The organism is Streptomyces sp. NPDC017943, from assembly GCF_044328425.1.
Lineage (GTDB): Bacteria > Actinomycetota > Actinomycetes > Streptomycetales > Streptomycetaceae > Streptomyces > Streptomyces djakartensis_A.
In genome coordinates, this window is the sequence record NZ_JBIRHH010000001.1 from 680,939 (window position 1) to 693,273 (window position 12,335).

The window sequence follows — 12,335 nt, forward strand, 5'->3', positions numbered from 1 at the left end:
GCCGGGCTGACAAAGTTCCGCCGGGTGACCCGAGCGGCGCTCCGGGTCAAAGGCCCCTCCGGGTAAGCCCGACCGGCGCCCCCCGGCTCGAACGGCACCGGCGCACAGCCCTGGGCAGCGCAGCAGCCGATACGGCACCGCCTGGCGGGCCCAAGCGGCGCACAGGCCCGCGCCTCCTGGCTGGTAAGACCCCGCCGGGTGACCCGAGCGGCGCTCCGGGTCAAAGGCCCCTCCAGGTAAGCCCGACCGGCGCCCCCCGGCTCGAACGGCACCGGCGCACAGCCCTGGGCAGCGCAGCAGCCGATACGGCACCGCCGAGCAGGCCCGAGCGGCGCTCGGGGCTTACAAGGCCCCGCCGGACGGACCGAAGCGGCGCCCCCGGACAACCCGCCGGTGCACAGGGCCGAGCAGCGCACCAGCCGTAAAGGCATCGCCGGGCGGGCCCGGGCCACTTGGCCGGGGCCCGGGCCCGCCCGGCTGCCCGAGCAGATCCGGGGCCCGTGCCCGTCAGGTGGCCCGGGGCCCGTTCGGCGGCCCGGGGGGCCTGTGGACTGGCCGGGCGCGTCGGCTCAGGGGTGTCGTCCCGCCAGGGTGCCGAGGGCGCGTAGTGCCGGGGAGCGGCCCGCGCGCGGGACGGTCCAGAGCACCTGGCCGCGTACGCCCCACCGGGCGAGCAGCGCGTTGGACGCCAGGAAGCCGGTGGTGGCGGCGCGTTCCATGAGCGCCACGGGCAGGTCGCAGCGCAGGCCGTCGCCGGCCAGTGTCAGCCACGGGTGAGGGGTGGTCACCGTGGGACGGCGGTGGTGGGTGCCGGCGGTGAAGAGCGGACAGTCCGCACGCCACTCGTGCCGTGCGTCGACGACCCGCGCCCGCCTCGTCTCCGGGTACACCCGCCGCAGCTGCGCGAGCAGTTCGTCCTGCACCTTGTCCCGGTCCGCGCCCTCGGGGACGGCGTAGGCGTGCAGTTCCACGACCGAGCCGCCGGTGCGCGCCGCCCAGCGGGCGGCCTCGCCCTCGTAGCGTTCCAGGACGCTGATGTTGTCCAGGCCCTCGTAGCCGCTGGTGCCGAGGAAGCCGGGGCGGTCGGCCCGCACGGGGCGGTCCAGCCAGAGCCGGGAGACGAGGAACGGCGGTGCGGTGCGCAGCGCGTCGACGTCCTCGCGCCAGGCGCCGGTGCCGAGGCCGGGCGAGGCCGCGACGGTGTGCCGCAGTCCCTCGGTGTCCAGGGCGAGCACCACCGCGTCGTGCCGGGCGGTGCCGGTGCCGGTGCGTACCCGGGCCCCGCCGTCGTCGAGGGGGTCGATGCCGTGGACGGCCGTGCCGGTGCGGATGTCGGCGCCCAGCCGCCGCAGGTAGTCGCCGAGCGGCTCCCACAGGGCCTGGGGGAAGGGCTCGTCGGGCACGTCGAACAGCAGCCCCTCGGACGAGCCGAGGAAGTAGATGTGGAACATCAGCATCAGCTCGGCGGCGGACAGTTCCCGCGGATCGGCGAAGAAGCTGCGCGAGAACACCTCGAAGGCCAGATGGTGCGCGGCCTCGGGGAAGCGCACACCGCGCAGGAACCCGGTCGCGCTGACGTGGTCGAACCGCTCGTACACCTCCGGCACGCGGACGTCCAGCAGCGGCAGCGCCGCGCGGGCGTCCATGGAGGTCAGGTCGCGCCAGCCGAAGGTGGGGCTGAGGGCGACGAAGCCGAGGGCGCTGAGCGGCGGGGTGCGCGGGACGCGGGCGAAGCTGTCGGTCAGTCCGCCGCTGTGCCGCAGGGGGTAGTCGGGCAGCGGGGTGAGCCGGTCGAGGCCGGGGTCGGTCCGGCGCAGCAGGCCGCGCAGGTTGTAGTACTGGCGGAAGAACGCGTGGAAACCGCGGCTCATGGTCACCTCGGAGCCGTCGGCGAGCCGGGTGCGCTGCCCGGCGAGGCGGCCGCCGAGGGACTCCTCCCGTTCGTAGAGGGTGACCCGGGCGCCGCGCTCGGCCAGTCCGGTGGCGGCGGCGAGACCGGCGATGCCGCCGCCCACCACCGCGACGGACGGTGCGTCCCCCGGCCCGAACCGGTCCCGGCCGGGGGCGGGCATCAGCACCTCGGCCTTGCGGTCCCGGCCGCGGCGGGCGGAGTGTCCGGCCCGGCCGCCGCTCATCGGGCGGCCTCCGCGGCCGGGGCGGCCTCCGCGGCCGGGGTCGCCTCCGCGGCGGGGGCGGTCTCCGCGGCCGGGGCGGAGCCGTTGCGGGCGACGAAGGTGTGGGTGATGCCGGTCTGCCATCCGGCCAGCGGCAGCGCGCGGGCGTCCGCGAACCCGGCACGGGCCAGCCGGCCGGTGAAGGCGGGGGCGGTGTCGAAGGCGAGGACGCTGTGCCAGAGGTGCCGGTACAGGGCCCGGTCGCCGGTGAGGGTGCCCGCCGGGATGACGACCCCCTGGCAGACGGCCGTCCACAGCGCCCGGTGCGCGGGTGAGCCGCCGAGGCTGTACTCGTGCACGGCCAGTCGCCCGCCCGGCTTCAGCCGGGTCGCCACCGAGCGCAGCACGGCGTCCGGGTCGGAGACGTTGCGGAAAAGGTAGGCGGCGAACACCGCGTCGAACGGCCCCTCGTCGGCCGTCGTCAGTTCCTCGGCGCTCAGGTGCAGGAAACGCACCCGGTCGGGCCACGGCTTGGCCAGCGCCCGGCGGAGCATGCCGCCGGAGGCGTCCACGGCGGTGATCCGCGCCCGGGGCGCGGCCCGCAGCAGGGCCCGGGTGGAGGCGCCGGTGCCGCATCCGAGGTCGAGCACGTGCAGTCCGGCCCCGTCGTCGGGCAGCCGGAGCCGGCGCGCCGAGCGGAGCAGGTCGGTGCGGTAACCGGGGTTGAGGGCCGTGAGCCGGTCGTAGGTGCGGGACGCGTGGTCGAAGGCGCGTGCCAGATCGTGGTCGCGCAGCAGGGTCATCGGTGGCTCTCTCCGGTTCCTGGGAGGGGGTGGGTTCTGCGGGGCAGGAAGGGCACCTCGAGTGCGGTGCGCAGCATCGGTCCCACCGGGGTGCGCAGGCCGATGCCCCACTCCTCCCGGAGCGAGGTCGCGCCGTCGAGGAAGCGCAGCAGGCGGTGTGCGGGCGTACGGCGGAACAGGCCGGTGAAGAAGGCGGGGCCGTCGACGCGGCCGGTGTCCAGGGCGCGCAGCAGCACCGCGTCCATGGCGAGGGCTCGCCGCCCGTGCGGCGGGGGCACGGTGCCGCGGCCCTCGCGCAGGGCGGTGGCGACGGCCCGGCTGTGCCGCTGGACGGCGGCGAAGGTATAGCCGGTGGCGGGGCGCGTGGCGCCGCCGGCCGTGCCGATGCGGAACACGGAGCGGCCGGTGCGGCGCGGGAAGCGCCCGTCGGTCATGGGGATGACGCCCTGCTCGGCCGACTCGACGTCGAACGCGCCCAGCTTCAGAACGTCGCGGACGTAGTGGCCGAGTGCGGCCTCGTACGCCTCGGTGGTCAGCGGGGAGCGGGAGAACTCGGTGTACTCCACGAGCGCCCGGTCCGGGGCCAGCGGGAGGACGTAGCCGAAGGCGAGCCCGTGCCGGGGCTGCGGCACCCGGAAGTCCATGAGGTCGGCGACCGCGGGATCGAACCGGGCCCGGCCCGTCCGCACGAACCATCCGCGGAAGTGCTGGAGCAGCTGCGTGCGGGCCGGGGGCAGCGCGGGCGGCGGGCGGGAGTCGAACACGTACCGGGCGCGCAGTGTCAGGGCCCGGCCGTCGGGTGCCGTGCACCGGACCTCCGCGCCGCCGGGGACGTCCCGCACGGTCTGTGCCGTCGCCCGCAGCAGGCGCCCGCCGGGGTCCCGCTCCAGACGCGCGTGCACGAGCCGCTCGAACGCCGAGGAGCGCACCATGCGGTAGGTCGCCGGGGCCGGGTCGACGGTGAGGGCGGTGCCGTCGCGGCTGTGCACCCGCAGCAGGGACCAGTCGGCCGTCACCGCCGCGCCGAGCCCGTCGTCGCCGTCGTCGTCGCCGTCGCCGTCGCCGTCGTCCCAGTAGCACCAGGTCCGCTCGGCCGGGCGCGTGGGACCGTCCGGGGGCTCCACGACGGTGACGGCGGCCGTGCCGGTCCCGAGCAGCCGGTGGGCCAGGCTCAGCCCGGCTGCCCCGCCCCCGATGATCACGACGTCCGGCCCGCCGGACACGTCCGCGACGGCGCCGGCGGCCGCCTGCCCGCGCGCACCGCTCATCCGCACATCCGCTCCCACCGCCCGGCCGAGGCCGCCATCCGATCCTCCGTCACTTCCCCGTCCGGGCCGCTCCCGGATGCGGCCGGACCCGGCTAACGCGACACGACCGACTCCAGGAGGGCGACGGCCTCCGCCAGTCCGGCCGGCCGCGGCAGCCCGGTCACCGCCCGGCCCGCCCAGCCCGGCCCGATCGTCAGGACGACCGGTTTGCGCCGGGCACCGCGTACCCCCCATTCCATCGCGGCAACGTGCGCGGCGAGGGGACGGCTCGCGGTGGTACGGGACTGGGCCCACAGCGCCACCGCCGCCGGGCCGGTCCTGCGGACGGCGGTGACGAGGGACTCCACGGGCAGCGCGCCCCCGAACATCCGCACGGGCAGGCCGCGTTCGGCCAGCGCGGCGGCCAGCACCTCCAGCGGCAGGGTGTGGCTCTCCCCCGGCACGCACGCGAGCACGATGGTGGCCCCGGGGCGGTCGGCGGCGGAGGGCGGGGTGCAGCGCCGCAGCGCGCCGGAGACGTGCCAGGACAGGAAGTGCTCCACCTCGACGTACTTCTCGCCCGAGCTCTCCCACTTGCGGCCGACCGCCTGGAGCGTCGGCATGATCACCTCGGTCCACGCGGTGACCAGCCCGTGTTCGTCGATCGCCGAGCCGAGCAGGTCGTCCAGCGCGGCGGCGTCCAGCCGCAGGGCGGCCCGGGCGATGCCCTTGCACTCCTGGCGCACGTCGCCCAGGCGCATCCCGCTCCCGGCACGGCTGCCTCCCCGGGCCGTCCCGGCACCCCGGGCGGAGCGGCGACCCGGCGCGCCGGCGACGGCGGCGGAGGCGGAGGCGGAGGAGGAGGAGAACGACGACGACCGCGCGTCCGGGCCGTCGCCGGGAGGTGCGTCGATTGCCGCCCGGCCCCGACCGGACACCCCTGCCGCGTCGGTCGCAGCCGCGCCCGTTGCGTCGAATTGGCCGGGAGCGGAGTCGGGGGGCGACGCCCCCGCCGGGTCCCCGTCCCCGAGGGGCCCGCCCGCTGCCGGCGGCGTCTCGCTCAGGACCGTCCGGGCCGCTTCGGCGGGGGCCACACCCGTCGCCGTCAGCGCGCACATGCGCTCCAGCCGGGCCATGTCCACGGCGGTCCACCTGCGGTGCCGGCCCCCCGTGTGCGCGTCGGGCCCGAGACCGTAGCGCCGGTCCCAGGTGCGGACCGTCGTGGGGGCCACGCCCAGTCGCCGTGCCACCTCACCGGTGGTCAGTCCCGCGTCCGCGGGCAGCTCGGCGCGCGGCTGCCGGGCCGCCGTGCGGTCGTCGCGGTGGTGGCGGTCGTCGCGGTCGCGTTCTCGTGCACCCATGCGTCGATCGTACGACGCACAAACGACGCATGTTGAGCTGCGTCGTTTATGCACCGAACACTGGCGGGGAACGCACGGCCGGCGCCTTCCCCGCCGCAGCCGGTGCGGTCCGACAACGGCCTTCCGTCCCGTACGGAGCCCGGCAGGAGGAACCCGGCCATGATCACGAACACACGAGTCGCCGCCCCAGCCCCGCCCGTGGAGGAGACGCGTGACGAGGAGGAACTGGCCCGTGGCCTGCTGGCCGCCGACGAGGAGGCGTTCGCCGCGATATACCGGCGCTGGGGCTCCCTCGTCCACACCATGGCCACCCGGGTGCTCGGCGACACCTACGAGGCGGAGGACGTCACCCAGCAGGTCTTCCTCGGCGCCTGGCACGGCCGCGCGGGATTCCGCCCGGAGCGGGGGCCCCTGGGCGCCTGGCTGGTCGGTATCACCCGCCGCAAGATCGTCGACGCGCTGGCGGCCAGGACGAGGCGACTGACCCTCGCCGACTCCGCCGCCCGGGACGCGGACGGCCCGGCGGGTCACGGCGAGTCGGCACCGGACCGCGTCCTGGACCGCGTCCTGCTGATCGACGCCCTGGCCCAGTTGCCGCACCACCAGCGGGAGGTGCTGTGCATGGCCTTCTACGAGGACCTGACCCAGACGCAGATCGCCGAACGCACCGGCATGCCCCTGGGCACGGTCAAGAGTCACGCGCGCCGCGGCCTGCACCGGCTGCGCCAGGCGGTCGAGCAGCCCCCGGTCCACGACACCGGCGTGTGACGCGACTTCGGCTGGCCTGCCGCGGCACGCATCCGCAGCGGCCCCGGCACCCGAAACAGGACCGAGACTCCGCACCGTACGGAGACTTGCTGAAGGGATGATTCCGATGACCTCCCCCCTCCGCCTCGCCCTCGCCGCCTCGACCGGTGCCTGCGCCCTGGCGCTCGGCGTGACCGCGCCCGCCCTGGCCGCCGACGACTCCGGCAAGGCCATGGTGTCCGTCTTCCACGGCATCCCCGGTATGACGGTGGACGTGTACGCCAACGGCGACGAACTGATCGGCGACTTCAAGCCCGGCACCGTGACGGACCCGCAGTCCCTCGACGCCGGCACCTACGACATCAAGATCTTCGAAGCGGGTCAGGGGCCGGACGGCACCCCGGCCCTGGAGAAGAAGGTGGAGGTGCCCGAGGGCGGCAACGCCACGGTCGCCGCCCACCTCTCCGCCGACGGCAAGCCCGAGCTGACGGCCTTCACCAACGACGTCTCGCAGGTCGACGCGGGCAAGTCCCGCCTGACGGTCCGCCATGTCGCCGCGGCACCCGCCGTCGACGTCCGGGCCGGCGGGCAGACGGTCTTCAGCGACCTGACCAACCCGAAGGAGGACACCGCCGTGGTCGACGCGGGCACGATCAACGCGGACGTGGTGCTCGCCGGCACGGACACGGTGGCCATCGGCCCGGCCGACCTGAACCTCGCGGAAGGCACGAGCAACGTCGTCTACGCCTGGGGCAGCGCGCAGGACAAGAACCTGGCCCTCGCGACCCAGACGTTCAGCGGGATGGAGTCCGCTCCGCGCGGTGTCCCCGCCGGCGGCAGCGGGGCCGCCATGACCCCGAACTCCTCCGACCTGTCGGCCGGCTGGGCCGTCGCGGGCGGGGCGGCCGTGCTGACGGGCGCGCTGCTGGTCCGCCGGATCGCCGGCCGGCGTGGCTGACCGCGCGCGCCGGCTGACCGGACCGATCGTGGCGGCTGCCGCTCTGGCAGCCGTCCTCGGTTTTCCGCCGGCCCCGGGGGAGGCTCCGGCCGGGGCGGACTTCGGGGCGGCCCGTTCGGACGCCGCCTCCCGCACGGCCCCTCCGTCCGAGGGCACCGGCCCGGGGAGCACGCACCGCCGGCTCCCCGCGGCACCGGCACCCCCGCCCGAGCGGGTCCTCGCGCCCGGCGCCGGCCTCGACGCCCGGGTCCGCCCGGTGGGCGTGACGGGCCAGGGCGACATGGCCGTCCCCGAGAACCCCTCCGAGGCCGGCTGGTACCGCTACGGCCCCGCGCCGGGCGACGACCGGGGCTCGGCCGTGCTCGTCGGGCACGTCGACGACGACACCGGGGAGATCGGCGAGTTCGCCGCGCTCCTCGACGTGCGCCCCGGGGACCGGGTGGAGGTACGCCGGGCGGAGGCCGGGCCGGTGCGCTACCGCGTCGTCGCGCGCCGGACCGTGCCGAAGGGCGAACTGCCCGCCTCGGCGTTCCGCCGCTCCGGCGCTCCGGTGCTCACGCTCATCACCTGCGCGCCGCCGTTCGTCCCCGAGCGGGGCGGCTATCTGTCCAACCTCGTCGTCACGGCGGAGCCCGTCGAGCCCGGGAGGGCGTAGTGGCCCACGTAGAGCCCGCTCACCTGGTGGAACTCGCCCTGGGGCATGGCACGGCGAGTGAGGAGGACGCCGGGGCGCTGCGGCACATCGACCGGTGCCGGCGCTGCCGGGACGAACTGCGGACGATGACCCGCGTGGTGACCGCCGCCCGCACGGCCCAGCTGGTCGACCTCCCGGCCGCGCCCCCGGAGCGCGTCTGGCAGCGCATCACCCAGGACCTCTCCCCCCGGCCCCCGGCCCCTCGGGCCCCCGGCGACCGCACGAAGAGGGACAGACTCCTCGCCACGGCCTGCGCCGTCACGCTCCTGGCCGCCGCCGTCACGGCCGCCCACCGCGCCCGCCGTCCGCGCACCGGGGCCGGCTAGGCCCGCGGCTGCGGGCAGCGAAGCGGAGGACGGCACCTCAGACGGGCCGATCCGTTGTGTACACATGGGACACCCGGTACTCTTGGGCGCATGACACAGCCGCTGCCCATGGAGTCCATCCGCGATGTCCGGGCACACCTGGCCGAGGTCGTGGAGCGGGCCGACCGCGACGACGTGCCCACGGTGATCACGCGCCGGGGCAAGCAGGTGGCTGCCGTGGTGTCCATCGAAGTCCTCCGGAAGTACCAGGAGTGGGAAGAGCGCGAGATCAACCGCATCATCGACGAGCGGATGGCCAACCCGGCTCCCGGCGTCCCCATCGAGGACATCATGAGGGAGACGCTGGCGCGCAGTGAGTGAGTACCGCACGGTCTTCCGGCCCGAGGCTCAGGCCGAGCTCCGCAAGGTCCCGCGAGACATGGCCCTCCGCATTCTGGCCAAGCTGACCGAGCTGGAGAGCGACCCGCTGGGATTCGACACCACGGCTCTCGTCTCCCGACCCGATCGGCGCCGCCTCCGGGTGGGCGACTACCGCGTGATCCACACACTCGACAACGGTGAACTGGTGGTGTGGGTCGTGCAGGTCGGGCATCGCTCCACCGTCTACGACACCTGAGGCCTCCTGACACCCACCCAGTGGGAAGAATCCCGCGCCGATCCGGCATGGGACCGACGAAGGGGCCGGACCCTCAGGGCCCGGCCCCTTCTGACGCGGATGTCGGTTTCGTCAACGACGTGGTGCCGTGTCAGCCGCTCACACGTTGAAGCGGAACGTTCAAGAAGCCCCCTCCTCCCCAGTATTCCCAAGGGTTCCACCCCCTCGACCCCGTGCTGAGTCAGCACCAAGTCAGCACCATGTCGCAAGGTCAGCACTCACGCCGCCATGGCCATGGGTGCCCCAGGATGAAGCGCCTTCTGGATCACGTCCCGGCAGCGGTCCCACGCCTCCGGCACCAGGTGTCCGTACGTGTCGACGGTCGTCTTGATGTTCCGGTGCCCCAGCCAGCGGCTCACCTCATGGATCGGCACGCCGTTCGCCAAGGCGGTCGAGGCGAAGAAGTGGCGCAGCGAGTGCGGCGTGTACTTGGGCTTGCCGTCCGGCTTCACCACACCCGCGGCCTTCAGCGCCTTGCCCCAGTGGTAGCCGTACGTCGAGGCCGTGGGCATCTTCCCCTTGCCCCGCTCGCGCGGCGCGAACAGCACCTCCAAGCCGTCGATCTCCCCCGTGCCCCAACGCTTCAGGTGGTTGCCGATCTCCTGTTCGAGGAACGGCGGGATCGGCACGTCCCGGAACTCGTCCGCAGTGCGGTGCTTCAGAGGAACGAAGCGTGTCACACAGCCAGTCTGGTTGGCCTTGGCGCTGATCTGCCGGCGCAGCCGCAGGATGCCGTCGCGCTGGCAGTCCGCGGTCAGGCCCAGCGTCTCGCTGATACGCAGCCCAGCGCCTGCCTGGAGCCACACTGTGAGCCGGTACTGCTCGGACATGGCCGCGGCGATGGCGTACACCTCGGCCAGGGTCGGTATCTCGTCCGGGTCCACGGACGCGTCCGCTTCCTTGAGCGGTGGCACGTCGTCACACGGGCTGAAGGGGATGCGCCGCTCTTTCACGGCCGCCGACATCATGGCCCGCAGGATGTTCATGCGGTCGTTGATGGTGGAGGCGGCAAGCCCCTCCGCCGCTAGGGATGCCTGGAACTTCTTCACGTCCGAGACCGTCAGGCCGGCGATGGTGCGCGCCCCCAGGGCAGGCTCCAGATGGTTCGAGATGAACCCCTGGTAGTTGCGGCGGGTGGACTCGTTGACCGGGTGCTGAGCCAGCCACTCCTCGGCCCACTTACGCAGGGAGACACGGCCGAGCTGGTGGTCTATGTAGACACCTTCCCGCTTGTCGTTCTCCGCCTTGATCCCGAAGTCCTCGGCCTCCCGCTTCGTCGGGAACGACTTCTCGCGCTGACGTGCGCTGCGCCCTCCCGGCTCCCGGTAGCGGACCGTCCACAGGTGTGAGCACCGCGACTGGTTGCGGCAGTCACACTTCTTCAGAACCTTCGCCAACCTTCATCCCCTCCAGAACCTTGATCGCCTTGTCGGTGAGCTGTCCACCGGCTTTGCCCTCGACCTTGGTCAAGAACCCCCTCTGTCGGGCCGCCCGCAGGTGACCCTTCAACGTGGCCTGCTTGGTCCCTGTCCACACCTCCAGATCGTGGATGGGGGCCCGTCGTCCGGCGTCGACGCTCCGTACGTACAGGGCCGAGAGCACCGCCAGGTACTCGTCGGAGAGCCCTCCGGGCAGGGCTGCGAGTTCCTCCCGGAGCTTCTCCACCGACGCCTTGGAAGCGGTGGCCGCCTGTGCCACCGAGTCGATGTCCGCAGCGAAGGCAGCGGTATCGATCTGGCGCAGCACCGTGGTGGAGATACCGCGCGCGATCTCCTGCGGGTCGCCGTCCTCACGCGGCTCGATCCGGATCTCCTGGGGGCCGCCAGCGGCACCGAGGAGCGGTCGCCACAGAGTCACCTTCCAGGCGCCGATGTGAAGCTCCTGCTCGATTCCCTCGCGCGGCGGAGAGCCGTCTTCTGGACCGTGAGTGATCGCCATGCGGAAGAACGTACGAGACCACATCAGAAACGTCAAGTCTAGATGTGGCAGATCCAGACTTGACATAGGTAGACTGATAGATCAGGATGCTCCCGTAAGCCCCGCACCCCACTGGAGGAATCAGCCCTTGCAGGACAAGCGACTCATGACCGTGAACGAGCTGGCCGACTACCTGGCGGTCAAGCCGGCGTGGATCTACAACAACCACCGGACTCTCGGCATCCCCTCGCGCAAGGTCGGCGGCAGCCTGCGCTTTCGCCTCTCGGAGGTCGACAGGTGGCTCGACCGAGAGTGCCCGGTCGCTGCCTGACCACCGTGGTCATCCCCGTTCCAGCCACTGAAAGGAGGCACATGCCCCGCCGCCCGGCGGGACAGCGGGCGCGGCTGCGCCCTGCTTAGGCGTATCCGAAGGGAGTCCCACACCAGTGGGAGTCATCAGCGACACCGGGCGCACACTCGACCAGATCGAGGCCGTCCCCTACGAGCAGGCGTTCCTCATCGGGGACCTGCTCACCACCGACATCACGATGCTGTCCGGAGAGCCCAAGGCCGGTAAGTCCCTGCTCGCCGCAGGCATGGCTAGCGCTCTGATCAACGGGCGCAGCGACTTTCTCGGACTGCCCGTGCACCAGCGCCTGGATCACATCGTCTTCGGAGTGACCGACGCAGGAGCCGACGCGGAACTGAAGGCCCGCCTCGCCGGCACCGTGCCGGACAACAGCGTGACCGTCTTCCCCGTGGAGGACACCGGACGAGAGGGCTTCTGGCGCAGCGTCCTGGAGGACCTCGCACAGATGCGGCCCGGCCTGTTCGTCCTGGACAACGTGATCGGCGCTCTCGCCCCTGGTGAGGACATCTCCGATCCTTCCGCCGCAGCACGCTTCATGCGCAGCGTGCGCCCCATCAGCTCGGTCGGCATCCCCACCCTGCTGGTCACCCATACCCCGAAGGGCACTGCCGAGGGCATGACCGTCGCGTCCTCTCCTATCGGAGGACGACAGTTCGGCGCAGCCGCCCGGTCACTCATCACCCTTCGCAACTCCGGCAAGAAGGGACGCCGCATCCAGACGGCGATCAACCGGGCGCGCGAAGAACTCGACCTGAAGGTCACCGTTCGCCGCGCCACCCCGGACAGCGAGGTCCCCCTGTGGGAACGCGTAGAGACACGGCCGAACGTCGTCCCCCTTCGCGAGGCGAAGCCCTGGCACCTTGACCTCGCAGACCGGATCGTCCGGGAGCAGCCGACGGAGACCACCATCAAGGGACTGGCACACAGGTACGCCCAGGACGTAGGCAGAAAGCCCGACACCATCCGCCCGAAGCTCACCGAGGTGCTAACCCGTTCCGACGACAGGTGGAGCAGGAAGCCCTCAGAAGCAGCCTGACCTCTGGTGGTGGTGGACCAGCCCCCTTATAAAGAGTGTCACCACCACCATCTACCTCGCTCCGCTCTGCACTTGTGCAGGCAGAGGTGCAAGTACGTACTGATCCA

The 12,335-nt window shown here is 73.1% G+C and carries 14 protein-coding genes; 8 read left to right on the forward strand and 6 right to left on the reverse strand.

What is annotated here, in order from left to right; genetic code table 11:
* Positions 1-569: 569 nt before the first annotated feature.
* The 4 genes from ACH4C6_RS02960 to ACH4C6_RS02975 form a co-directional block, all read right to left on the reverse strand.
* Positions 570-2,135: an FAD-dependent oxidoreductase gene (locus ACH4C6_RS02960; protein ID WP_398106746.1), complete on the reverse strand. Its 1,566-nt coding sequence runs from the start codon at positions 2,133-2,135 to the stop codon at positions 570-572.
* Entirely contained in the window at positions 2,132-2,917 is a 786-nt protein-coding gene (locus ACH4C6_RS02965; protein ID WP_398106747.1) for a class I SAM-dependent methyltransferase, read from the reverse strand. The genes ACH4C6_RS02960 and ACH4C6_RS02965 overlap by 4 nt, the downstream gene beginning before the upstream one ends.
* Positions 2,914-4,185 (reverse strand): lycopene cyclase family protein, encoded by a 1,272-nt coding sequence (locus ACH4C6_RS02970; protein WP_398106748.1) that lies wholly within the window; start codon positions 4,183-4,185, stop codon positions 2,914-2,916. The genes ACH4C6_RS02965 and ACH4C6_RS02970 overlap by 4 nt, the downstream gene beginning before the upstream one ends.
* Before the next feature lie 92 nt (positions 4,186-4,277).
* Positions 4,278-5,525, reverse strand: a complete 1,248-nt coding sequence (locus tag ACH4C6_RS02975) for a MerR family transcriptional regulator (RefSeq protein ID WP_398106749.1) — start codon at positions 5,523-5,525, stop codon at positions 4,278-4,280.
* Positions 5,526-5,684: 159 nt separating this feature from the next.
* Between ACH4C6_RS02975 and ACH4C6_RS02980 the strand changes: the two genes are divergently transcribed.
* From ACH4C6_RS02980 to ACH4C6_RS03005, 6 genes are all read left to right on the forward strand, one after another.
* The gene (locus ACH4C6_RS02980; protein ID WP_398106750.1) at positions 5,685-6,293 is read left to right on the forward strand and encodes a sigma-70 family RNA polymerase sigma factor; all 609 of its coding nucleotides are present in this window, start codon (positions 5,685-5,687) and stop codon (positions 6,291-6,293) included.
* Between the two features lie 106 nt (positions 6,294-6,399).
* The gene (locus ACH4C6_RS02985; RefSeq protein ID WP_398106751.1) at positions 6,400-7,230 is read left to right on the forward strand and encodes a DUF4397 domain-containing protein; all 831 of its coding nucleotides are present in this window, start codon (positions 6,400-6,402) and stop codon (positions 7,228-7,230) included.
* Positions 7,223-7,885 carry a class F sortase gene (locus ACH4C6_RS02990; protein ID WP_398106752.1) on the forward strand — a complete coding sequence of 221 codons (663 nt, stop codon included), beginning with the start codon at positions 7,223-7,225 and terminating at the stop codon, positions 7,883-7,885. The genes ACH4C6_RS02985 and ACH4C6_RS02990 overlap by 8 nt, the downstream gene beginning before the upstream one ends.
* Complete coding sequence (locus tag ACH4C6_RS02995; RefSeq protein WP_398106753.1) at positions 7,885-8,250, forward strand: hypothetical protein; 366 nt, start codon at positions 7,885-7,887, stop codon at positions 8,248-8,250. Before ACH4C6_RS02990 ends, ACH4C6_RS02995 begins: the two co-directional genes overlap by 1 nt.
* 90 nt (positions 8,251-8,340) lie before the next feature.
* The gene (locus tag ACH4C6_RS03000) at positions 8,341-8,610 is read left to right on the forward strand and encodes a type II toxin-antitoxin system Phd/YefM family antitoxin (RefSeq protein ID WP_398106754.1); all 270 of its coding nucleotides are present in this window, start codon (positions 8,341-8,343) and stop codon (positions 8,608-8,610) included.
* Positions 8,603-8,866 (forward strand): type II toxin-antitoxin system RelE/ParE family toxin, encoded by a 264-nt coding sequence (locus tag ACH4C6_RS03005; protein WP_398106755.1) that lies wholly within the window; start codon positions 8,603-8,605, stop codon positions 8,864-8,866. The genes ACH4C6_RS03000 and ACH4C6_RS03005 overlap by 8 nt, the downstream gene beginning before the upstream one ends.
* Before the next feature lie 257 nt (positions 8,867-9,123).
* Here ACH4C6_RS03005 and ACH4C6_RS03010 read toward each other — a convergent pair whose 3' ends face one another.
* On the reverse strand, positions 9,124-10,302 hold the full coding sequence (locus tag ACH4C6_RS03010) for a tyrosine-type recombinase/integrase (protein ID WP_398106756.1): 1,179 nt from the start codon (positions 10,300-10,302) through the stop codon (positions 9,124-9,126).
* Entirely contained in the window at positions 10,277-10,843 is a 567-nt protein-coding gene (locus tag ACH4C6_RS03015) for a hypothetical protein (protein WP_398106757.1), read from the reverse strand. Before ACH4C6_RS03015 ends, ACH4C6_RS03010 begins: the two co-directional genes overlap by 26 nt.
* 145 nt (positions 10,844-10,988) lie before the next feature.
* Between ACH4C6_RS03015 and ACH4C6_RS03020 the strand changes: the two genes are divergently transcribed.
* Together ACH4C6_RS03020 and ACH4C6_RS03025 are read left to right on the forward strand one after the other, a co-directional pair.
* On the forward strand, positions 10,989-11,153 hold the full coding sequence (locus tag ACH4C6_RS03020; protein WP_398106758.1) for a helix-turn-helix domain-containing protein: 165 nt from the start codon (positions 10,989-10,991) through the stop codon (positions 11,151-11,153).
* 115 nt (positions 11,154-11,268) lie between these two features.
* Entirely contained in the window at positions 11,269-12,228 is a 960-nt protein-coding gene (locus ACH4C6_RS03025; protein ID WP_398106759.1) for an AAA family ATPase, read from the forward strand.
* The last annotated feature ends 107 nt before the right edge of the window (positions 12,229-12,335 follow it).

Excerpts from the sequence above, each read along its gene's own strand:
- ACH4C6_RS02960 (WP_398106746.1), bottom strand. The coding sequence starts at position 2,135 with ATGAGCGGCGGCCGGGCCGGACACTCCGCCCGCCGCGGCCGGGACCGC.
- ACH4C6_RS02965 (WP_398106747.1), bottom strand. The coding sequence starts at position 2,917 with ATGACCCTGCTGCGCGACCACGATCTGGCACGCGCCTTCGACCACGCG.
- ACH4C6_RS02970 (WP_398106748.1), bottom strand. The coding sequence starts at position 4,185 with ATGAGCGGTGCGCGCGGGCAGGCGGCCGCCGGCGCCGTCGCGGACGTG.
- ACH4C6_RS02975 (WP_398106749.1), bottom strand. The coding sequence starts at position 5,525 with ATGGGTGCACGAGAACGCGACCGCGACGACCGCCACCACCGCGACGAC.
- ACH4C6_RS02980 (WP_398106750.1), top strand. The coding sequence starts at position 5,685 with ATGATCACGAACACACGAGTCGCCGCCCCAGCCCCGCCCGTGGAGGAG.
- ACH4C6_RS02985 (WP_398106751.1), top strand. The coding sequence starts at position 6,400 with ATGACCTCCCCCCTCCGCCTCGCCCTCGCCGCCTCGACCGGTGCCTGC.
- ACH4C6_RS03000 (WP_398106754.1), top strand. The coding sequence starts at position 8,341 with ATGACACAGCCGCTGCCCATGGAGTCCATCCGCGATGTCCGGGCACAC.
- ACH4C6_RS03015 (WP_398106757.1), bottom strand. The coding sequence starts at position 10,843 with ATGGCGATCACTCACGGTCCAGAAGACGGCTCTCCGCCGCGCGAGGGA.
- ACH4C6_RS03020 (WP_398106758.1), top strand. The coding sequence starts at position 10,989 with ATGACCGTGAACGAGCTGGCCGACTACCTGGCGGTCAAGCCGGCGTGG.